Consider the following 20,221-nt stretch of genomic DNA (forward strand, 5'->3'; position numbering starts at 1 on the left):
CTCGCTCTCCCGGCCCGGTCCCGACCGGTCCGCCGCCGCGCGTCCCCCCGCCTCCCCGCTCCCCGTGGCCGCTCATTCGTCGCGGCGCCCGCGGTCGAGCAGCGCCTGGGCCAGCACCACCACGGCCAGGAAGGCGCCGTTCACGGTGTCGGTGACGGCCGAGCCGTACTGCGAGGCCGAGCGGTCGATCAGGTTGTGGATCACCGACAGCAGCAGCACGCCCGCGACGGTGCCGCCGACCGAGCCGCTGCCGCCGGTCAGCAGGGTGCCGCCGATCGCCACCGAGGCGATCGCGGTCAGCTCGTAGCCGACGCCCACCGTGGTGACGCCCGAGCCCAGCCGGGCGCTGCCCAGCGCCCCGGCCGCGCTGGCCAGCGTCGCGGACAGCACGTACACCAGCGTCTTGGTGCGGGCCACCGGCAGGCCCATCAGCCGGGCCGCGGGTTCGTTGCCGCCGATCGCGGTGGTCGCCGCCCCGAACTTCGTCCTGGTCAGCAGCAGCGCGCCCAGGCCGAACAGGGCGGCGGCGATCAGCACCGGCGTCCACGTCCCCGCACCGAGCGCCCGGAACGCCGAACCGCGCGGCACCAGGTACGTCTGGGTGCCCTCGGCGGTGATCAGCTGCAGCAGGCCGCGCGCCCCGAGCAGGCCCGCCAGCGTCACGATGAACGGGGCCAGGCCGGCCCGGGACACCAGCAGGCCGTGCACGCAGCCCCAGACCGCGCCCACCGCGAGCGGCAGCAGCACGGCCGCCCAGGTGCCGTGGTGCTGGGCCGCCCAGGCGGCCAGCACCCCGCCGAGCGCGTACATCGACCCCACCGACAGGTCGATGCCGCCGGTGAGGATCACGAAGGTCAGGCCGAGCGCCAGCAGCCAGCCGAAGGCGTTGTTGCCGAGGATCGCGCCCAGGTTGTCGGCGCCGGCGAAGCCGGGCGAGAACACCGCCGCGCCCAGCACCAGCAGGACGAGCACGGTGAGCGCGCCGTGCCGGCGGATCCGCCCGGCCAGCCGCTCGGCGGGGGTCTCCGCGGTGAGCCGGCGGCGGCGGGCCAGCGGGCCCGCCCCGGCGGCGGAGGGAAGGGTCGGGCTCATCGGGTACCACGCTCCCGGGAGGCGTACACGGCCAGGCAGATGACGGCCGCTTCGACGATCTTGGTGATGGAGCTGTGCACGTCGTGCTGGGTCAGCACCGCGGTGGTCAGCTGCATGAACAGCGCCCCCGCCACGGTGCCGAGCACCCGCACGCTGCCGCCCGCCAGCGGCGTCCCGCCGACCACCACCGCGGTGATCGCGTCCAGTTCGACGTTGCGGCCCTGGTTGGCCGGGTCGGCCTCCGCGCCGTGGCCGACGATCAGCACCCCGGCCACCGCCGCCAGCACCCCCGACAGCAGGTACACCGTCAGCAGCACCCGCCGCACCGGCAGCCCCGCCAGCCGGGCCGCCCGCCGGTTGTCGCCGACCGCGACCAACTGCCGCCCGAACGTGGTCCGGTGCACCAGCACCGCGGTCAGCGCCACGCACCCCGCCGCCAGCCAGGCCGTCCACGGGACGCCCGCGAACGCCTCCGCGCCCAGCCGCAGCAGCGCCGGATCCGTCACCGGCTTCGCCGACGCCCCGTTGACCAGCGAGGCCACGCCCCGCACCCCGATCATCAGCGCCAGCGTCGCCACGATCGGCTGCACCCGGGTGAACGCCACCATCGCGCCGCCCGCCAGCCCGCTCACCGCGCCCAGCGCCACCGCCACCAGCAGTGCCACCGGCAGCCCCCAGCCGATGTACAGCGGGACCACCGCCGCGGCCAGCGCGATCACCGCGCCCACCGACAGGTCGATCCCCTCGGTGCCGATCACCAGCGCCATCCCGAGCGCCACCAGCAGCGTCGGCGCGACCTGGAACAGCTGGATGCGGACGTTCCCGGCCGACAGGAACCCGCCGTCCAGCACCGCCGCCACCACGAACAGCACGGCCAGCGCCGCGTACACGCCGTAGCGCCGCAGCAGACTCAGCGCGGGCCCGCGCCCGCGCACCGCACCCGCCAGGGTCAGGGCGCTCACCGGGGGCCTCCTTCCGGGTCGTCGAGGTCGGCGGGACGGCCGGGGCCGTCGGGGTCGTCGGGGACGTGCGGGACGTGCGGATCGTCCGGGGGACCGTCGGGATGCCGGGGGTCGTCGGGGACGTGCGGGACGTGGGGGTCGTCGGGGTCGTCCGGGGGGCCGTCGGGGTCGTGCGAGAGGGCGGCCAGCAGGCCGTCCGCGCTGACCGAGGCGCCGGTCAGCTCCTCCACCACCGCGCCGTCCTTCAGCACCAGCACCCGGTCCGCGCCCGCGATCAGCTCCTCGGCGTCCGAGGAGATCAGCAGCACGCCCAGGCCCTCCGCCGCCAGCTCGTCGACCAGCGCCTGCACCTCGGCCCGGGCGCCGACGTCGATGCCCCGGGTCGGCTCGTCCAGCAGCAGCACCTTCGGGCCCAGGCAGAGCCAGCGCGCCAGCAGCACCTTCTGCTGGTTGCCGCCCGACAGGTCCGACACCTTCTGCTCCGGGCTCGCGGCCTTGATCCGCAGCCGGGTCATGAAGGTCTCCACGATCCGGTCCTGCCGGGCCCGCGAGACCAGACCCGCCCGGGACAGCCGGGGCAGCGCCGCCAGCACGATGTTCTCCCGCACCGACAGGCCCGGCACGATCCCCTCCGCCTTCCGGTCCTCCGGCAGCAGCACCACCCCCGCCCGGACCGCCGCCGCCGGACTGCGCCGCGCCAGCACCCGCCCCGCCACCTCCACCCGCCCGGCGTCCGCGCCCAGCGCGCCCACCACCGCCTTCGCGGTCTCGCTGCGCCCCGACCCGAGCAGGCCGCCCAGCCCCAGCACCTCGCCCCGGCGCAGCGCGAAACCCACCCCGCGGACCTTGTGGCGCACCGTCAGGCCCTCGGCCCGCAGCACCGGGACGTCGTCGCCCGCCACCGCTGCCACGGGGGCCCGCCGGGTGCCGGGCGCACGGGTGCCCGGGCCCGGCTCCCGGCCCAGCATCAGCGCCACCAGCTCCCGCCGGCCCAGCCCCGCCAGGTCGCCCGCGTGCACCACCCGGCCGTCGCGCAGCACCGTCACCTCGTCGCAGAGCGCGTACAGCTCGTCCAGCCGGTGGCTGACGTACACCACCGCGATGCCCTGCGCCGTCAGCTCCCGGACCACCCCGAACAGCGTGTCGACCTCGCGCGGCTCCAGCGAGGAGGTCGGCTCGTCCATCACCACCACCCGGGCCTCCAGCTGCACCGCCCGGGCCAGCGCCACCATCTGCTGCGCGCCCAGGCCCAGTTCGCGCAGCGGCCGGGACACCTCGGCGCGCACCCCGTAGCGGGCCAGCAGCGCGGCCGCCTCCCGGTTCATCCGCCGGACGTCCAGCAGGCCCCGGCGGCGCGGCTCCCGGCCGAGGAACAGGTTGCGGGCCACCGACACCATCGGCACCAGGTTGACCTCCTGGTACACCGTCGAGATCCCGGCCCGCTGCGCCTCCAGCGGCGTGCGGAACGCGACCTGACGGCCCGCCAGCTCGATCCGGCCGGCGTCCGGGCGGTGCACGCCGGTCAGCACCTTGATCAGGGTGGACTTGCCGGCGCCGTTCTCGCCGACCAGGGCGTGCACCCGGCCGGCCCGCAGCACCAGGTCCACGCCCCGCAGGGCGTGCACGCCCGCGAAGCTCTTGTCGATGCCGGCCGCCGTCAGCACGGGGGTGGTCGGCGGGGGTGCGGGGGCGGGGCCGGGCGGTGTCGGCGCGGGGGCGGTCGGTGGGGTGTCCGCCTCGGGCATGGGTCCTCCTGTTCGGGTCGCGGTGGGTGGTCGCGGGCCGCCGCCGGGGGCGTGCCGGGCGGGGAACGCCCCCGGCGGCGGCGCGGGGTCGCGCGGGGCCGCGCGGGGTCAGTAGACGAGGCCCTGGGCGAGGGCCTGCTGGGCGCTGTCCTTGGTGAAGTGGCCGTCCTTGATGATCACCTTGGGCTGGACGCCCGCCGTCCCGTAGAAGTCCTTCAGCGACTGGAACGCCAGCGGGCCGAACCGCGGGTTGGTCTCGATGTCCGCGACCAGCTGCCCGTCCACCACGCCCTGCACGGCCTGCCGGATGCCGTCGATCGACACGATCCGGATGTCCTTGCCCGGGGTCTTCCCGGCCGAGCGCATCGCCTGGATCGCGCCCAGCGCCATGCCGTCGTTCTCCGCGTACACGGCGTTGACGTCCGGGTGCGCCTGGAGCAGCTGCTCCATCACCTTCTGGCCCTCGGTCTGGTCGAAGTTCGCCGTCTGCGAGGCCACCACCTGCACGTTCGGGTACTTGGCGGCGAGCCGGTCGGTGAAGCCCTTGGTGCGGTCCGCCGAGACGTTGTTGCCGGGCGTGCCCTGCAGGACCGCCACGTGCGCCTGCCCGCCGGTCGCGGCGGCCAGGTCGTCCGCGGCGATCTGCGCCTGCCCGTAGAAGTCCGAGCCGATGAAGGCGACGAAGTCGCCGCACGCGGTGCCGGTCACCGTGCGGTCGATGGTCAGCACCGGGATCTTCTTCGCCTTCGCCGCGGCCAGCGCCGGGCCGAGGCCGTCCGAGTTCTCCGGCGCCACGATCAGTACCTGCGCGCCCTGCGCGATCATGTCCTGGATCTGCGCGTTCTGGGCGTTGACGTCGGCGTTCGCGTTGCGCTCGATCAGCTTCACGCCGAGCTTCTTCGCCTCCGCCTCGATGCTGGCGGTCTCCGCGGCCCGGAACGGGTTGCTGGTCGACTCCGACTGCGAGAACCCGACCACGGTCTTCCCGTCGGCCAGGTCCAGCTTCGGCGCGCCGTACGTGTCGGCCGTACAGCCGGGGCCGCTCGCGCTCGCCGACGGCGAGACCACCTGCTGGGCGGCGGCACTGTTCGCGCCCGCCGCCGCAGCTCCGCTCCCGGAGCCCTGGCCGGAACCCTGGTTGGTGCAGGCGGACGCCGACGCGCACAGTCCCGCGACGAGCAGTGCGGCGACGGCGGACTTGGCGCGCAGGGTGGGGTTCATACGCCCGATCACATCCTTGACTGCGTGGGGAAGTCACCGGCTACCCGCCGGTTTCCAACGATGTAGAGGGACGATGGGGCATTCCGCCGGACAGTGTCAAGAAGTCGCGCGTCAACTCGTGGCGACCCGACGGGGCGTCAATGCTGTGGTGTGGCTGCTGATCTGCGCCGATGTTGGAAAGGGTGGGGGCAGCGCTGCGCGAGGGCTGGACAGCGGTGGCGGCGGGTGCTCTGGTGTCGCGGGAGCAGTCTTTCCAACGTTGTGAAACGAGGAACTTGGCATGGACACCAGTTGTCGCGGAGGGGGCGGCGACCTACCGGCGACTCACCCGCGACCCGCCAGGCCGGTACGGGCTGCGGTCCGGACCCGGCGGTCGGGATGGCGGGTCAGCGCGCGGAGCGGCTCCGCGGCCCGCCGGTCCCGGGCCGCGCCCAGGCCGGCGGTGAGGGCCAGGATTACGCGGTGGTCGGGCTCGGCGGCCAGCCAGGGCAGGAAGAGGTCGACCAGCGGGGCGTCGAACGGGTTGTCGTCCCCGTGCTGGTCGCCGTCGACCTCCGCGGAGAAGTGGACCGTCCGGAGCACCTCCGCGCCGAAGTACCGCTCCCGCGGGTCGGACCGGTCGCGCAGGGCGGCCGCGAAGTCCCAGCCGGTGTGGTGCCCCGCGGAGGTGTGGTGCCCTGCGGGGATGCGGCGCTCCGCGACGGCGCGGGTGGTCTCGGACCACACCACGTGCTCGAGGTCGGGCGCGGCCAGCGCGCGGGCCAGCAGGTCCGCGGCGGGCGCGGGGACGCCGTACGAGCCCTCCAGGCCGGTGAGCAGCGCGGCGTGCCCGGTCAGGAAGGCGTGCCCGCCCAGCGAGAGCCGCTCGCAGGCCCCCGTTTCGGACCGGACGGTGCGCCGCTCGACGGCCCGGCGAGACCGCTGCGGCGCCGGAGCTCGGCGGCCAGGTCCACGCCGTGCCAGTGCCGGGCCAGTGCCAGGGCGTCGCGCCCGTCGGCGTCCGGGCGCCAGAGCCGGGCGCCGTGGCCGGCGAACAGCCGGAAGAGGTCGTAGCAGCCCAGTTCGACCGCGAGGTGCAGCGGGCTGCGTCCGAGGGCGTCGGTGCGGTCCGGCGAGGCGTACGCCGCGACCAGGGCCTGCGCCGTCGGGTCGTCGAACGCCCGCACCGCCAGCGACAGGACCGGGGTGCCGTGCCCGTCGACGGCGTCCGGGTCGGCGCCCGCCCGGCACGGCGCGTCCACCGCGCCGGCGTCCCCGCCGCGCACCGCCTCGACCAGCCGCGTCGTCAAGTCCGTTGCCGGGCGGTCCGGTTCGGGGACGGGTGTCAAGGGGTGGGCTCCGCGGGGCGGCGGGCCAGGAAGACGTACTCCCGGCCCGGGCGGTCCGGTGCGTCCCGGACCCCGAGCGGTTCGAGGCCCGCGGCGCGCAGGTCGGCCTCCACCTCGGCGCGCTCGCGGAAGCGCAGGGTGGAGTCCGAGGTGAGGTGCTGCCCGTCCGCCGCGAACACGTAGTGCCGGCGGAACGCCACCAACGGGCCGGTGACGTCCAGCAGTTCCACCCAGTCCTCGACCGTGCCGACGCCCGGCAGGTCGCTCACCCGGTGGGAGGCCGCCCGGGTCCAGGACTCCCAGGCGCGGCGGGCCGGCACCCGGCTCTCGAACACCAGGTGGCCGCCCGGGCGCAGCGCGTCGCGCACGCCCCGCAGGGTGGCGCGCCAGTGGTCCGGACCGGTGATCTCCTGGGCGGCGTTGGCCGTCATGGTGACCAGGTCGACGCCCAGCGGCGGCAGGTCCGTCGCGTCCCCGACCAGCCAGCGGACCCGCTCGGCGCCCGGCTTGCGGCGGGCCACCGCGACCGACGCCGCGGCCGGGTCCACCCCCAGCACGCGCACGCCGCGCCCCGCCAGCAGCAGGGTGAACACCCCGGTGCCGCAGCCCAGGTCGAGCACCTGCGAGGCACCCAGCTCGTCGACCAGGGCCAGGTAGGGCAGCAGGTCGTCGCGCTCCGGGTCGAGCGCGTCGTAGAGCGCCGCCAGCCGGGGCAGTGTGAAGCATTCGTCGGCCACCCGCGCGACGGTAGCGCCGACGGGGTGCCGGCCGCGCCCGGTTTTCCGGCGGGGTCCGGGGGCGGGGGTCCGGGGGCGGGGGTTCGTGGGCGGTGGGTGCGGCGGGAAAAGGGTTGGCGAGAGGGAGCGGTATTCCGTACGGTGTCCGGGTGAACACCGGAACGGCCATGGGCCACGCACGGATCGGCGACCCGGTGGGCGACTGACCGCGCCCCGGGTGTCGCAGGGGCGCTCGCACGCCCGAGGACCACCACCTCCTCGGAGCAGTGCGCGTACACGCCCCCCTGCCGACCGGATCCGGAACGAGGTCAGACCCGAACCATGCCCGCCGCTTTCAACCACACCATCATCGCTTCCAAGGACCGCGCCGCGTCCGCCCGCTTCTACCAGGACCTGCTGGAGGCCGAACAGGCGCCCTCCTGGGGCCCGTTCACCAACCTGCAGCTCACCGACGGCGTGCTGCTCCAGTTCGCCGAGCCGCCGGTGGAGATCCAGCGGCAGCACTACGCCTTCCTGGTCGACGACGAACTGTTCGACCGCGCCCACGCCATGCTGCGCGAACGCGGCATCGACCACTGGGCCGACCCGCAGATGCAGCGCCCCGGCGAGACCAACACCGAGCACGGCGGCCGCGGCGTCTACGTGCTCGACCCGGCCGGGCACGGGCTGGAGCTGATCACCCGCCCCTACCTGTGAGCCGCTGAGCCGTCGTCGAACCGCTGAACCGCCGTTCCCCGCCGACCCGTTGACGCGGGTCGGCGGGTGCGGCCTCGGGCGCGGGGGGCGGGGCGTGAGGCGCGGGGCGCGGGTGCGAGGATGGGCCGATGGATCGGATCGGTCACCGGGAACTGCGCGCCGCCCTGGCGGAGACGCGGAACGTCCTCACCCCGCACCTCGGCCGGGACTGGGGCGTCCCGGCCGGTCCGCTGGAGTGGAACTGCCGGGACACGCTGGCCCACCTCGGCCACGACCTGCTCGCCTACGCCGGGCAGCTCACCGCCCGGCCCGCCGACCGCTACCTGCCCTTCGACCTGACGGTGCGCCAGGAGGCCGACCCGGCCGACCTGTTGGCCACCGCCCTGGCCTGCGGCGAGCTGCTGGCCCTCGCGCTGGCCGCCGCCGACCCCGGCCTGCGGGCCTGGCACTGGGGCCCGACCGACCCGGCCGGCTTCGCCGCGATGGGCGTCGCCGAAACCCTGCTGCACACCCACGACATCACCACCGGCCTCGCCCTCGACCGGACGCCGCCGCCCGCGCTCTGCGCCGCCGTCCTGGCCCGGCTCTTCCCCGACGCCCCCGCCGGCGACCCCGCCCCCGTCCTGCTCTGGTGCACCGGCCGCGCCGAACTGCCGGGCCGCCCGCGCCGGGAGTCCTGGACGTGGCGGGCGGCGCTCCCCGAGTAGCAGCCGAGGCGGCCGGCGGGGTGGGCCGGCGGCTTCGCTAGAGTCGGAGGATGAGCGAGCAGACGGAGCAGGTGGAGCAGTTGGGGCAGTCGGTGCGGGCGCCGTTCGGGAACTTCCCGAAGGTGCGGCGGGCGGTGGACGTCGCCGGGGAACTGGCGCCGCCGGTGGCCGAGTTGCTCGGGCGCTGGGACGCCGAACTGGCCCGGCAGGTGCTCTACGTGGACACCGACCCCGAACTGGCCGACACCGCCGTGTTCTGCGCCGCGTACGACGTCCCGGCGGAGGCGTCCGCGAACTGCGTGGTGGTCGCCGCCAAGCGCGGCGGCGAGAGCGCACTGGCGGCCGGGCTGGTGCTGGCCACCACCCGGCTCGACGTCAACAAGGCGGTCCGCGGCCACCTGGGCGCGCGCAAGGTCTCGTTCGCGCCGATGGACACCGCCGTCGGCGAGAGCGGCATGGAGTACGGCGGCATCACCCCCGTCGGCCTGCCCGCGCACTGGCCGCTGCTGGTCGACGCCGCGGTCGCCGCGGCCCCGTACGTGCTGGTCGGCAGCGGGCGGCGGCGCGGAAAGCTGATCCTGCCCGGCACGGTCGTCGGCGCGCTGCCCGGCGCGCAGGTGCTGGAGGGGCTGGCCGGCTGAGCGGGAGCCCCGGCGCACGGGGAGCAGGACGGGGAACATCGGGGGCGTCCGGGAGGTTGGACCGGATGGTCCCGCCGGGGCGGCGCCCGGGCGGGACGAGTCGACGTCCCATGCGAGGAGTGAGTACTAGATGACCACGGACCGTGCTGTCCTGGCCGGCGGTTGCTTCTGGGGAATGCAGGAGCTGATCCGCAACCTCCCCGGCGTCCAGTCGACCCGCACCGGCTACACCGGCGGCGAGAACGCGCACGCCACCTACCGCAACCACCCCGGCCACGCCGAGGCGCTGGAGATCGTCTACGACCCGGAGCGGATCAGCTACCGGACGCTGCTGGAGTACTTCTTCCAGATCCACGACCCGAGCACCCTGGACCGGCAGGGCAACGACATCGGCAGCAGCTACCGCTCGGCGATCTTCTATGCGGACGAGGCCCAGCGCGCCACCGCCCTCGACACCATCGCGGACGTCGACGCGAGCGGCCTCTGGCCGGGCAAGGTCGTCACCGAGGTCACCCCGGTCGGCGACTTCTGGGAGGCCGAACCCGAGCACCAGGACTACCTGCAGCACTACCCCAACGGCTACACCTGCCACTACCCGCGCCCGGGCTGGAAGCTCCCGGTGCGCGAGGGCGCGTGACCGGTGCGCGAGGGCGCGTGACCGGAGGCCCCGTCGAGGGCTGAGGGGCGAAACACCAAGGGGTGCGGCGGCCACCGGTTCCGGTGGCCGCCGTTCGCGGTGAGTGGGGCGGAGCAGCGGCGGCCCGGGCCCGATCCGGGCCCGATCCGGGGCCTACGCCAGTGCGAGCACGGACATGCCCGGGTTGGCGCGGTGGAGGAGTTCGGCGTGCGAGCCGTCGAGGGACGCGGCGACGACGTGGTCCGCGTAGTAGGCGGGGCGGTCGCCGAACTGGACGGCCACGTGCAGGGTCTCGCCGCGCAGGACCGCGTCGAGCAGCTGGAACCGGCGCAGGTCGCGCTGGCCGCAGACTTCGGCGATCCGCCGCCACAGGGGGGTCCGGGACCAGCGGCCGGGGCGGGGGCCGGTCGTGTACAGGTGGGCGAAGTCGTCGACCACCAGGACGCGTCCGTCGGCGGGGAGGAAGTGGCGCATCGCGGTGCGGTTGCGTCGCAGTCGGCGGCTGTGCACCCGGGCGCCCGGTCCGGGGCCGGCGGCGTGCAGCAGGGTGCGGGCCCGGCCGGAGCGGCCGCCGAAGCTCTCCTCGCCGGTCAGCAGGCCGCCGGGCAGGGCGTCCGGGTCCGCCATCCGCAGGGCCGGCCGGCTGAAGGAACGGCGCCGCGGCCCGCGCGGCACGTCGAGGCAGGGCAGGGTCGTGCCGTCCGGGGCGGGTTGCGGGCGGCCGGTGGACGGGTCGAGTTCGGCGAGCACCCGGGCGGGGTCGTCCCGGTCGACCTGCAGGACGCGGTCCGGGAGGTCCCGGACCCCGCTGCGGCAGATCCAGGGGCCGTCCTGGGCGGGCAGGTTGATCCACTGTTCGCTGCCCGGGGCCAGCAGCCAGGGGCCTTCGGGGCCCTCGCTGCCGACGAACACCCGGCCGCTGGGCAGCACGCGCAGCCAGTGCGGGCCGCCGGTCACCGCGGGCCCCGGGACTTCGCGGATCACGCCGTCGGTCACCCGGACCAGCTGGGCGCCGAGCGCGCGGTGCCAGCGGCCGACGGTGACGGTGCCGTCCGGGGTCCGGACCGCGTCCACCTCGACCGCCGAGACCTCGCACCAGTCCCACGGCAGCGGCGTCCACGCCGTCGCACTGTCGTACCCGCCCAGCCAGGCGTGGTGGCCCGCCGAGAACAGCGCGACGTCCATACTGCACTCCCCATGATCGTGACGGGCCACAGTACGGCGGGCGCCCCCCGGCGGCTCCACCGGGGGGGGGGGCTGCGCGGGGTGACCGCCCGCCGGGCAGGCCGTAGGGTGCCCCCGTGAACGTGGATGATCTTCAGTGGCAGGTGACGAACCTCTGCGGTGTCCTGCCGCGGATCGTGGACGAGGTCCTCGATGGCGGCGGGCTGGAGGCCCTGGTGGGGGCGGCGGAGGAGCGGGGGGACTGGTTCTGCGCCGAGGGGGCGGTGCGGGGGCTGTGCGCGGCGGGGGAGTTCGGGCGGGCCTGGGCGGTGGTGGAGCCGTTCGTGGGGACGGGGTGGCGGCCGGCGGTACGGGTGGGGGCCGACGTCCTGGTGCGGTGGGGCCGGATCGAGCAGGCGCTGGAGCTGTCGCGCCCGGCGGGGACGGTGGCGGCGGGGAGCGCGGGGACGGAGGACCTGGCCGCCGCGGTGCGGGACCACGCCGAGGTGCTGGTCCGCGCGGGGCGGGCGGAGGAGGCGGTCGACGTCCTGGCGCCGCACCTGCGCGACCGGCGGGTGCTGGGCGCCCTGGTGGAGCTGACCGAGGGGCAGGGGTGCGACGAGCGGGTGCTGGAGCTGCTGGCCCGGCTGGCGGACGAGTTCCGGCGCAGCCCGGGGCGGGGCGGGAGCGGCGGCCCGTGGGAGGTGCTGTCCGGGCAGGCACGGGTGCTGGAGCGCTCCGGCCGCGTGGACGAGGCGATCCGGCAGTTCGGCGCGGACGTGGCCGCGCGCCGGTACGGGCCGCTGAACAACGTGGAGTCCTACGCCGACCTGCTGGCCCGGCACGGCCGGATCGAGGAGCTGCGGAGCCTCGCCGACACCGAGAGCCACGCCGCCGTCCCCAGGTACGTCAGGGCCCTGGAGGACGCCGGACGGGCGGGGGAGGCGGAGGCGTACCTGCGCGGCCTCATCGCCGCCGGAAAGCCCGGCTGGTACGAGAGCATGCTGATGGAGCTGCTCTTCCGACAGGGCCGCCCGGCGGACGGCATCGAGGCCGCGGCCGGCACGTTCGACGACCTCTACGACGACAACCTCCTCCAGTCGGCCCTGCTCCTGCTCGCCGAACACGGCCTGCACGACCGGGCGATCGCGCTCACGCGGGAGCGCAGCCCCGAATTCCTCGCCGAGAACGAGGCGTACTGGGTGCGCTCCAACCGCTGGTGGCTGATGGGCGAGGCGGGCCGGGCCGCGGAGGCGCTCGCGGAGATCGAGGCCCTGCCGGTCGACGGGGCCGACGAGGTCGACGACCGCGAGCTGACCATCGCCTGGCTGCTCGCCCAGGACGGCCGGGTCGCGGAGGCCGACGCCCTCCTGCGCGGGATGCCGGGCAAGCGGGCCGGCACCCAGCTGGCCGAACTGCTGATCCGGCAGGGCCGGTTCGCCGAGGCGATCGCCGCGATCCCCGACGTCGCCGCCCAGCGGGAGGAGGAGAAGCGCCGGCGGGCGAAGTGGCGGGAGGCGGCCGCGTCCGGCGTCGCCGGCGGGTGGGGCGGCCGGTGAGCGGCACCGGGCGCCGCCCCGCGGGCTGACGACCCGTCGGCCGTACGGCCGCTACGGCTCCTGCAGCGGCTGTGACCCCGGCGCGGGGTGAGTACGGAGGAGGGTGTCGAGGGAGTCGACGATCCAGTCCCAGGACTCCTGCGCGGGAACGGGGGTGTGGGCGAAGCCCCCGGCGGCCTCGAGGTCGATGTAGCCGTGGAAGACGCCGCCGAGGAGGCGGACGGCGTGGGTCTGGGCGGGCTCGGGGAGGTGGTAGCCGCGGAGGATGGCCCGGGTCAGCCGGGAGTGGCGGGGAGCGGCGCTGGCGGCGGCGGTCTCGGGGTCGAGGCGCAGCCGGGCGGCGGCGTAGCGGCCCGGGTGCTCGCGGGCGTAGCCGCGGTAGGCCTCGGCGAAGGCGGCCAGGGCGTCGCGGCCGGCCCGGCCGGCGACGGCGTCGGTGGCGCGGTCGGCGAGTTCGGCCAGGGCGAGCAGGGCGATCCGCACCTTGAGGTCGTGCGAGCTCCTGACGTGCGAGTACAGGCTGGCGACCTTGACGTCGAAGCGGCGGGCCAGCTCGGTCACCGTCACCTGCTCGAAGCCCACCTCGTCGGCGAGTTCCGCGCCCGCTCGGGCCAGTACCTCCGGGGTCAGACCTGCACGTGCCACCGCGGTCACCCGTCCCTTCCTCGTCGTCCGGTCACGCTTCCTGAACCCATTATCCATTTGCCTAAACGACTTAGGCAAATTAGCGTGGTGTTTCGTGAGACAGCTGACCGACCCCGAGATCCGCGCCGCGTTCCTGAACTGCTCCAAGGGCGAGGCGAAACGACTGAACCTGCCCCGCGAGCTGCCCGAACAGCCCTGGCCGGAGCTGGACTTCCTCGGCTGGCGCGACCCGCAGGCCCCCGACCGGGCCTACCTGGTCGCCGAGCTGGACGGCCGCCCGCAGGCCGTCGTCCTGCGCTCCTCCTCCGGCGCGTCCTGGCAGCCCCGCCGCAGCATCTGCTCGCTCTGCGTCACCACCCACACCGGCGGGGTCTCCCTGCTGGTGGCCCCGCTGGCCGGCCCCGCCGGGCGACAGGGCAACTCGGTCGGTGCGTACATATGCAGCGACCTGGCCTGCCCGCTGTACGTCCGCGGCCTGCGCGAGACCGGCACCAAGATCCACGAGTCGCTGACGCAGGAGCAGCGGATCGAACGGATGCGCGGCAACCTGGCGGCCTTCCTGGCCAAGGTCCGCGGGGAGACGGCGCCGACGGGCTGAACCACCGCCAGGGGGAGCGGGGCGGCTGGGTAGGCTGCGGTCGAACCGGCGTGCGGACGGCCGGTGTAACGGGCGAACCGGTGTGCAGGCGAAGGGGCGGGTGGGGTGGATGGCGGGCTTCGCGGTGGACGACGCGGCCGGGGTACCGGACACGGCGGCCGTCCTTGAGGCGTTCGACGCTCTGGAACGGCGGATGTGGAGCGGGCGGGCCGCCGCCTACGCCGCGAGCTTCGCCCGCCTGTGCGCCCACCCGGTACCCGCGCTGCTGGACGCCGCCGCGGCCGCCGCCTGCGCGCGCGACGCCCGGGTCACCGCCGTCGACGCCGAACCGAGCATGCTCGCCGAGGCCCGGCGCAACGCCCCGGCGGCCGAGGTACGCGCCGCGACGCTCCCCGAACTCCCCTTCGCCGACGCCTCGTTCGACGCGGTGGTCGGCAACTTCGTGATCAACCACGTCGGGCGGCAGCGCGCCGCCGTCGCCGAACTGCGCCGCGTCCTGCGCCCCGGCGGCCGCCTCGCCCTCACCGCCTGGGCCACCCCCGCCCCGCCCGGACAGGCCCTGCTGGGCCGGGCCGTCGAAGCCGCCGGCGTGCCCCGGCCCGCCCACCTCCCGCCACCACCCGCCGCACTCCAGGCACTCGGCAGCCCCGACGGCTTCACCGCGCTGCTCACGGCCGGCGGCCTGCACGACGCGCAGTGCCGCACCCTGCGCTGGGACCACCGCACCACCGAGGAGGAGTGGTGGTCCGGCCCCGCCACCCGGGTCGCCTTCCTCGGCGAACTGCTGCACAGCCAGCCACCGGCCGTCCGGACCCGGGTCCGGCGGGAGTTCGGGCGCCTCGCCGAGGAGTTCCGCACGGCGGACGGCGGATTGGCCCTCCCGCACGCGGCGTTGCTGGTCTCGGCCCGTCGCTGAGCGGAGCCGGGCGGTTGACGCGTCGGCGAGGGGTTTCCCCGGGGCTCTCAGTGGCCGCCCTTCGGGCGTTCGCAGCCGCCCTCCAGGTACGGGCCGTGTGCCTCGACCCGGGGGGTGGCCGACAGGGTGCCCGACAGGCAGGGGCCGACTCCCGGGACGGAGACGGAGAACTGGACGCCGTTCGTGGTCTGGCCGACTGCCGCTCCGGGGTAGCCGAGGCGGGTGAGCAGGGCCTTGGCCTGGTCCGGTCCGGTGGGGGGCTGTTTGGCGACCTCGGCGGTGACGCGGGCGGCGTGGGCGTCGCCGCGGCACTGCTGGAGCGGGTTGAGCGGCACCAGTTGGGCGTAGACGTGGTTCTCGTTGTACTTGGGGTTCTCGGGCTGGTAGCCGCCGGACGCCGTGGCCGTGGCGGCGGGCGACGGTGTCGCGGTGGACTTGCCCGCGCAGGCCGCGGCGACGGCGGGGAAGGTCCTGTCGTGCTCGGCCGCCGCCTGCTTCCGCTGCTCCTCGAACTTCCGCTGGGCCTCCTCCGGGGTGCTGCCCGCCGAACCGGACGCGGAGGCCGAGACGGAAGGGGAGGCGGAGACGGCGGGGCGTGCGGCGCCCGCCTGGTCGGAGGGGGCGTGGGTGGAGCCGCAGCCGGTGAGCAGGGCGCCCGTTGCGAGTGCGGCGGTGGCCGCGGCCAGGGCGGGACGTTTCACGGTGGGCGCTCCGGTCGGTTCGGTGGGGCGGGCCCGGCGGCCCGGCGGTGTGACGATCGTTCCGTGTGCGGTGGATCGGCGGACAGAGTACCCGTACTCAACTGCGCTGCGCGGGGCGGGTGGTGGCGGATGGCCCGGTCCGCGGGAGGTGTAGGGCGCGGACGGCCGGCGCGGGCCGACCGTCCTGCCGGGGGCCACGTCAGCCGGTGTCGGGCAGGCCGGGAGCGGCCAGTGGCTTCGCGTAGCACCTGTCCCAGTGCCAGAACGCCGGTCCGCGACGGTGAGACGGCGAAAAACAGGTGAGCCGGCCGGTGGGATTCGTCGATGATGGTCACCATGGGCCGCCACGTGATCGAACCCCCTGGCCGTGACGACGCCGCGGCGCTGGGCCCGCTGCAGTTGAGGGTCTGGCTGCAGACGTATCCCTGCACGGACGCCGGGATCGACGAGGGCTGGATCCGCGAGCACCGCGGCTCCTCCGCCACCGCGGAGGGGATCGCCCGGTGGCGGGAGTTCATCGAAGCGGCGGCGAGACAGCCGGACCTGCTGTTCTGCCGTGTCGTCCGCTCCGGAACGGAGATCGTCGGTTTCCTGTGCGGCCGCCGGGACGAGATGGTCGCCCTCGGACCGATGTACCTGCTGGACGAGGCCCAGGGCCGGGGCACCGGAGACCGGCTGATGGACGAGTTCCTCACCTGGGCGGGAGCCGCGCCTGTGCGCCTGTGGGTCACCGACTACAACGAACGCGCGATCCGCTTCTACCGGCGCCACGGATTCGAGGCGACAGGCGAACGAGAGCTCTGGCGGGGGAAACTGCCGAACCTCCGCATGGTCCGTGACGCCCCACCTGACGGAAACCCCGGCTGAGGGGGTCGTACGCGGTCGTTGACTGATCGTTTCAGCATGGGAGCCGGACGGTCAGTCGTCGTCGAGTCGCTGTAGAACCTGTGCGAAGTCGCCGTCGTCGAGCAGGCCAGCCAGCACCTGCGTCCACGCTGGTCGAGTGCGGGCGCTCCGGGAGGCGGTCAAGCGCTCCGACCCGGCCGGACGGGTCGAGTGTGGGCTATTGCGCCGGCAAGTCGCGGTGGCCGCCCGCCCGGGTGGCGGCCGGAGTGAGGTCGGGCCAGGGGTGTCCCGTCCGGGTGGAGGCGGCGGAGCGTAGGAGGTCGAGGACGGTGTGCCCCGGGTGGTTGCGGAAACTCGGGTGGGCGGCGCGGTGGTAGCAGCTCCAGTAGCTCACGACGCGCCGTTGGGTGCGGGCGAAGAAGGCCGGGTTCTCCGCGATGAACTGTCCGTAGGCGAGGTGTGCGGCGGTGCCCGGGGCGGCGAGGCCGGAAAGCGCGTCGCGGATGACGACCAGGATCTCCAGGACGTACTCGCCGACCAGTTGCACGACGAACGGGACGACCCAGGGGTCTACGGATCCGACGATCTCCTCCAGGTGGCGCTGCCGGATTCGCCCGTCCCGGCTCCGCGTGTAGAGGCAGTGCAGGAGCTGCCGTTGGCGCTCCGACAGCGACGCCACCGCGCGGGCCGGCGGCTCGTCGTTGTAGAGGCGCCCGGGGACGGTGACCTGCCGGCCCCCGACGAGGACGGGGAACGGGGTGATCGGCCGGAAACGGGAGGCGGGCATGACCGCCAGCACCGCTCGGGCGTCTTCGGCGAGTTCGGCCGGGAACGCGGCGGTCAGCGGGGCGTTGCCGGTGGAGGGCGGCTGCACGGGCTGATCATAGGGTCCGGCCGACGGCGGGCGGACGGGCAATTCGCCTCCTGGCGTCGACCGAGCCGTTCCGGCCTCTCCTCGACGTCCGTGCCCGTGCCCGTGTCCGCTCCGGTCGGCCGGCCGGTCGGCTGTTCTTGCCGGAGGTCGGCGCGGGGGGCTTCCGGGGCGGGTGTTCAACAGGGGGTGGAACTTTCAACACATTCAAGGCTCATATGACTGGATGGTGGGTGTACTGATTGGGCACTGTGGTGGCGGGCCGGACGCCGGCCGCGCCGAGGGGGGTCGGCGCGGGGGCGGGCGTGGTGCGGCCCCTGCCGGATCGGCCCTCTCGCTGCTGCGGAGCGTGCAGTCATGCCCGTGTCGGTTCACATGTTTCCAGGCCAGGGGGACTTCCCCGTGCAGGTGCTGTCCCGGGCCGCCGCCCGGGACGGGGCGCTGCGCCGCGCGTTGCGGGCCGTCTACGAGGAGATCGACGCCAGCGCCGGCGCCGGGGCACTGCCGTCGCCGGCCGCTCTGCTGCTGGGTGCGGACCCGCCCGGCGGGCGGGAGTTGGCGCGGGGGCCGGTCGGGCTCCAGCAGGTGGCGCACTACGGGGCGGCGGTGGCCTGGCAGCGGGTGCTGGCCGCGCGGTACGGGCCGCCGGACGCGCTGCTGGCCGTCAGTTTCGGTGAGCTCGCCGCGCTGACCGCGGCCGGCGCCTGGACGGTCGGGGCCGGGGCGCGGGCCGCGTACGGGCTGGCCGGGGTGCTGGCGCGGACGCCCGGCGGGCTGACGCTGATCGGGTGCGGGGAGGCGCGGGCGGCCGAACTGGCGGCGCGGGCCGGGGGCGGGCGGGTGGCGGTCGGCTGCGTCAACAGCCCCCGGGAGTGCGTGCTCGGCGGGCCGCCGGACCGGCTGGCCGCCGTCGAGGGGCTGGCAGCGGCCGAGGGACTGAGCGCCGTCCGGCTGCACCTCCCGTTCGGCTCGCACCACCCCGAACTGGGCCGGCAGCGCGGCGAGTTCGAGGAGGTGCTGCGCGACGGGCCGCCGATCGGGCCGACCGCCGTGCCGGTCTACTCGGCCGTCGCGGGACGCCGCTACACCCCGGCCGACGACCTGGCGGCCCGCGTCGCCGACTGCCTGGTCCGGCCCGCCCACCTGCCCCGGGTCCTCGCCCTGCTGGCCGCCCACGGCCACACCGACTACCGCGAGGCCGGACCGGGCAGCGCGCTCGGCCGCAACGCCGCCGACTGCCTGCGCGGCACCGGCGCCCGCGTGCACGCCACGGGGGAGGAAGACAGCGAGAGGGGACCGCGAACGGTGACGACGGACCGCACCCTGGACGAACTGCTGCACGGCCGCCACCACCCCGGCCGGCTGCCCCGCCTGCACCGGGCGCTGGCCCGGTACCCCTACCGGGTCGCCGAGGCCGCGGCCGAACGCGAGCCCTACCTGTACCGCCGGCTGCGGGCCCTGCTGCGGGCCCTGCCCGCGGCCGCCGACCTGCACGCCGACCCCGACGGGCTGGCCGCGGCGCTGGCCTGGGCCGCTGTCGCCGATCCCCGGCTCGGGATGACGGTGGTCACCCAGAGCGTCCTCGGGCAGGGGTCGCTGCTGCGGCTGGCCGGTGCGCGCAAGGGCGTCGCCCCGGAACTCGGCGCGGTCGACGCGGGCGACCTGCGGATCGGCTACCTGGTGACCGAGGCGGGCCGGGCCAGCAGCCACCTCGGCGCCGGCACCGTGGCCGAATTCCGGCCGGAGCGGCGGGAGTTCGTGCTGCGTACCGCCGAGGAGGCGGACGTCAAGTTCGGCGGGGTGCCGCAGTACCCGGGCCCGCGCGGGGCCGTGGTGATCGCCCGCGCGGTGGACGCGGCGGGCCGGGCGGGCGGGGTGTTCGCCTTCCTGGTCCGGCTCGCCGACCACGACGGGCCCCGCCCCGGGGTGGCGCTCTCCCCGCCCGTCCCGGTCGGCGCGCTCCCGCTCAGCTACCACCGGGTCCGGTTCGACGGCGTCCGCGTCCCCGAGGCGCACTGGCTGCGCGACGACGCCGACCTCGACGCGGACGGGCACCTGCACGACCCGCGCACCCCCGAGGACCGGCTGCGCCGCACCCTCGCGGTCGGCCAGGACCTGTGGGGCGTCCTGCCCACCGCGCTGGCCGCGCTCGCCCGGCAGTCCGCGGTGCTCGCCGTCCGGCACTCCCGCCACCGCGAGACCCGGGCCGCGCTCGCCCCCGGCAGCCCGCTGCTCGCCCACCGCAGCCAGCAGCGCGCCCTGCTCGGCGCCCTCGCCGACGCCTTCGCGCTCAGCTGCGCCGCCGCCCGGGCCCGCGAACTGCTCGCCGCCGCCCGGGAGTCCGACGCCGCGGGCGCGGAGAGCGGCTTCGCGCCGTGGGCCGCCGTCAGCCGCCCGCTGTCCGCGTACAAGGCGCACTGCGCCGACGAGGCGGAGCGGATCATCGCCGAGTGCCAGCGCCGCTGCGGCCACGCCGGGCTCGCCGACGGCAACCGGCTGGCCGGCTACCACGGCTTCGCCCGCTCCTTCGACCCGGCCGGCGGCGACAGCCGGCTGATCCGCTACGACCTCGGGCGCGCCCTGCTGGCGGAGGCCGGCCCCGGCGGGCCCCCGCCGGTCCCGGCCGACCTCGGCGACCCCGGCTGGTGGCCCGCCGTCCTGGCCCGGCACCAGCACACCCTGACCGACTGGCTGCGGCGCGCCACCGCCGAGCGGGCCCGCGGCGGCGCCACCCCCTTCGAGGTGTGGAACCCGCTGCTCGACCGGGCGGCCGAACTCGGCGCGGCGTACGCCGCCCGGCTCGCCGCCGAGGACCTCCCGCGCGCCCTGGCCGCCCTCCCGCCGGACGGGGCCACCGACGCCCTCGCCCACCTCGCCGCCCTGCGCGCCGCCGACCGGACGGCCGGCGCCCTGCTGCGCCACCGCACCCTCGCCCCCGGCGAGCTGGCCGGGCTGGAGAACGCCCTCGAACGCGGCTACGACCGGCTGCTGCCGCACCTGGAGCAGGTCGAGCGGGCCTTCGCCTTCCCCGACGACATCGTCCTTCCGGAGGGATCCCCCGACGGGTTCCCGGAAGGCTTCCCCGACGGCCCCGCCCGGGAGGGCCGTCCCGAGGGGCCGAACGCCCCGTCCGGGCGGGGGTTCCCCGAGTGAGG

At 75.9% G+C, this 20,221-nt stretch carries 20 protein-coding genes; 9 read left to right on the forward strand and 11 right to left on the reverse strand.

The window, feature by feature from the left end; translation table 11 throughout:
* Positions 1–72: 72 nt before the first annotated feature.
* The 7 genes from EDD39_RS36055 to EDD39_RS36085 all read right to left on the reverse strand — a co-directional run bounded on the left by EDD39_RS36055 (position 73) and on the right by EDD39_RS36085 (position 7,085).
* On the reverse strand, positions 73–1,092 hold the full coding sequence (locus EDD39_RS36055; RefSeq protein WP_123563790.1) for an ABC transporter permease: 1,020 nt from the start codon (positions 1,090–1,092) through the stop codon (positions 73–75).
* Complete coding sequence (locus EDD39_RS36060) at positions 1,089–2,054, reverse strand: ABC transporter permease (RefSeq protein ID WP_051816956.1); 966 nt, start codon at positions 2,052–2,054, stop codon at positions 1,089–1,091. Before EDD39_RS36060 ends, EDD39_RS36055 begins: the two co-directional genes overlap by 4 nt.
* Positions 2,051–3,799 carry a sugar ABC transporter ATP-binding protein gene (locus tag EDD39_RS36065; RefSeq protein ID WP_123563791.1) on the reverse strand — a complete coding sequence of 583 codons (1,749 nt, stop codon included), beginning with the start codon at positions 3,797–3,799 and terminating at the stop codon, positions 2,051–2,053. Before EDD39_RS36065 ends, EDD39_RS36060 begins: the two co-directional genes overlap by 4 nt.
* Before the next feature lie 108 nt (positions 3,800–3,907).
* Positions 3,908–5,020, reverse strand: a complete 1,113-nt coding sequence (locus EDD39_RS36070; RefSeq protein WP_123563792.1) for an ABC transporter substrate-binding protein — start codon at positions 5,018–5,020, stop codon at positions 3,908–3,910.
* 324 nt (positions 5,021–5,344) lie between these two features.
* Entirely contained in the window at positions 5,345–5,749 is a 405-nt protein-coding gene (locus EDD39_RS36075; protein ID WP_148089593.1) for a HEAT repeat domain-containing protein, read from the reverse strand.
* 104 nt (positions 5,750–5,853) lie between these two features.
* Complete coding sequence (locus EDD39_RS36080) at positions 5,854–6,348, reverse strand: ankyrin repeat domain-containing protein (RefSeq protein ID WP_148089594.1); 495 nt, start codon at positions 6,346–6,348, stop codon at positions 5,854–5,856.
* Complete coding sequence (locus EDD39_RS36085) at positions 6,345–7,085, reverse strand: class I SAM-dependent methyltransferase (RefSeq protein ID WP_123563795.1); 741 nt, start codon at positions 7,083–7,085, stop codon at positions 6,345–6,347. The genes EDD39_RS36080 and EDD39_RS36085 overlap by 4 nt, the downstream gene beginning before the upstream one ends.
* A gap of 321 nt (positions 7,086–7,406) precedes the next feature.
* Here EDD39_RS36085 and EDD39_RS36090 point away from each other — a divergent pair, with 321 nt between their 5' ends.
* From EDD39_RS36090 to msrA, 4 genes are all read left to right on the forward strand, one after another.
* Complete coding sequence (locus EDD39_RS36090; protein ID WP_123563796.1) at positions 7,407–7,781, forward strand: VOC family protein; 375 nt, start codon at positions 7,407–7,409, stop codon at positions 7,779–7,781.
* Between the two features lie 128 nt (positions 7,782–7,909).
* On the forward strand, positions 7,910–8,488 hold the full coding sequence (locus EDD39_RS36095; RefSeq protein ID WP_208765753.1) for a maleylpyruvate isomerase N-terminal domain-containing protein: 579 nt from the start codon (positions 7,910–7,912) through the stop codon (positions 8,486–8,488).
* 50 nt (positions 8,489–8,538) lie between these two features.
* The gene (locus tag EDD39_RS36100) at positions 8,539–9,129 is read left to right on the forward strand and encodes a YbaK/EbsC family protein (protein ID WP_208765754.1); all 591 of its coding nucleotides are present in this window, start codon (positions 8,539–8,541) and stop codon (positions 9,127–9,129) included.
* Between the two features lie 130 nt (positions 9,130–9,259).
* Positions 9,260–9,766 carry a peptide-methionine (S)-S-oxide reductase MsrA gene (gene msrA / locus EDD39_RS36105; protein WP_123563797.1) on the forward strand — a complete coding sequence of 169 codons (507 nt, stop codon included), beginning with the start codon at positions 9,260–9,262 and terminating at the stop codon, positions 9,764–9,766.
* 153 nt (positions 9,767–9,919) lie between these two features.
* Here msrA and EDD39_RS40035 read toward each other — a convergent pair whose 3' ends face one another.
* On the reverse strand, positions 9,920–10,951 hold the full coding sequence (locus EDD39_RS40035; protein ID WP_162870330.1) for a hypothetical protein: 1,032 nt from the start codon (positions 10,949–10,951) through the stop codon (positions 9,920–9,922).
* Between the two features lie 122 nt (positions 10,952–11,073).
* On the opposite strand from EDD39_RS40035, the gene EDD39_RS40040 reads away from it, so the two are divergent.
* Complete coding sequence (locus EDD39_RS40040) at positions 11,074–12,489, forward strand: hypothetical protein (RefSeq protein WP_162870331.1); 1,416 nt, start codon at positions 11,074–11,076, stop codon at positions 12,487–12,489.
* Positions 12,490–12,540: 51 nt separating this feature from the next.
* Here the strand turns inward: EDD39_RS40040 and EDD39_RS36120 are convergent, their stop codons facing one another.
* The gene (locus EDD39_RS36120; RefSeq protein WP_123564084.1) at positions 12,541–13,134 is read right to left on the reverse strand and encodes a TetR/AcrR family transcriptional regulator; all 594 of its coding nucleotides are present in this window, start codon (positions 13,132–13,134) and stop codon (positions 12,541–12,543) included.
* Between the two features lie 94 nt (positions 13,135–13,228).
* Here EDD39_RS36120 and EDD39_RS36125 point away from each other — a divergent pair, with 94 nt between their 5' ends.
* The gene (locus tag EDD39_RS36125; RefSeq protein WP_123563800.1) at positions 13,229–13,732 is read left to right on the forward strand and encodes an FBP domain-containing protein; all 504 of its coding nucleotides are present in this window, start codon (positions 13,229–13,231) and stop codon (positions 13,730–13,732) included.
* A 109-nt stretch (positions 13,733–13,841) separates the two neighbouring features.
* A complete protein-coding gene (locus EDD39_RS36130) occupies positions 13,842–14,648 on the forward strand; it encodes a class I SAM-dependent methyltransferase (protein ID WP_123563801.1) in 807 nt (268 codons plus the stop codon).
* A gap of 47 nt (positions 14,649–14,695) precedes the next feature.
* On the opposite strand, the gene EDD39_RS36135 is transcribed toward EDD39_RS36130, so the two are convergent.
* Positions 14,696–15,349, reverse strand: coding sequence for a hypothetical protein (locus EDD39_RS36135; RefSeq protein WP_123563802.1), 654 nt, complete (start codon positions 15,347–15,349; stop codon positions 14,696–14,698).
* A 324-nt stretch (positions 15,350–15,673) separates the two neighbouring features.
* Here EDD39_RS36135 and EDD39_RS36140 point away from each other — a divergent pair, with 324 nt between their 5' ends.
* The gene (locus tag EDD39_RS36140) at positions 15,674–16,216 is read left to right on the forward strand and encodes a GNAT family N-acetyltransferase (protein ID WP_123563803.1); all 543 of its coding nucleotides are present in this window, start codon (positions 15,674–15,676) and stop codon (positions 16,214–16,216) included.
* Between the two features lie 196 nt (positions 16,217–16,412).
* On the opposite strand, the gene EDD39_RS36145 is transcribed toward EDD39_RS36140, so the two are convergent.
* Positions 16,413–17,069, reverse strand: a complete 657-nt coding sequence (locus EDD39_RS36145) for a hypothetical protein (RefSeq protein WP_123563804.1) — start codon at positions 17,067–17,069, stop codon at positions 16,413–16,415.
* 399 nt (positions 17,070–17,468) lie between these two features.
* Here EDD39_RS36145 and EDD39_RS36150 point away from each other — a divergent pair, with 399 nt between their 5' ends.
* Positions 17,469–20,219: an acyl-CoA dehydrogenase family protein gene (locus tag EDD39_RS36150; RefSeq protein ID WP_123563805.1), complete on the forward strand. Its 2,751-nt coding sequence runs from the start codon at positions 17,469–17,471 to the stop codon at positions 20,217–20,219.
* The last annotated feature ends 2 nt before the right edge of the window (positions 20,220–20,221 follow it).

Source organism: Kitasatospora cineracea (assembly GCF_003751605.1).
Taxonomy (GTDB): Bacteria; Actinomycetota; Actinomycetes; order Streptomycetales; family Streptomycetaceae; genus Kitasatospora; species Kitasatospora cineracea.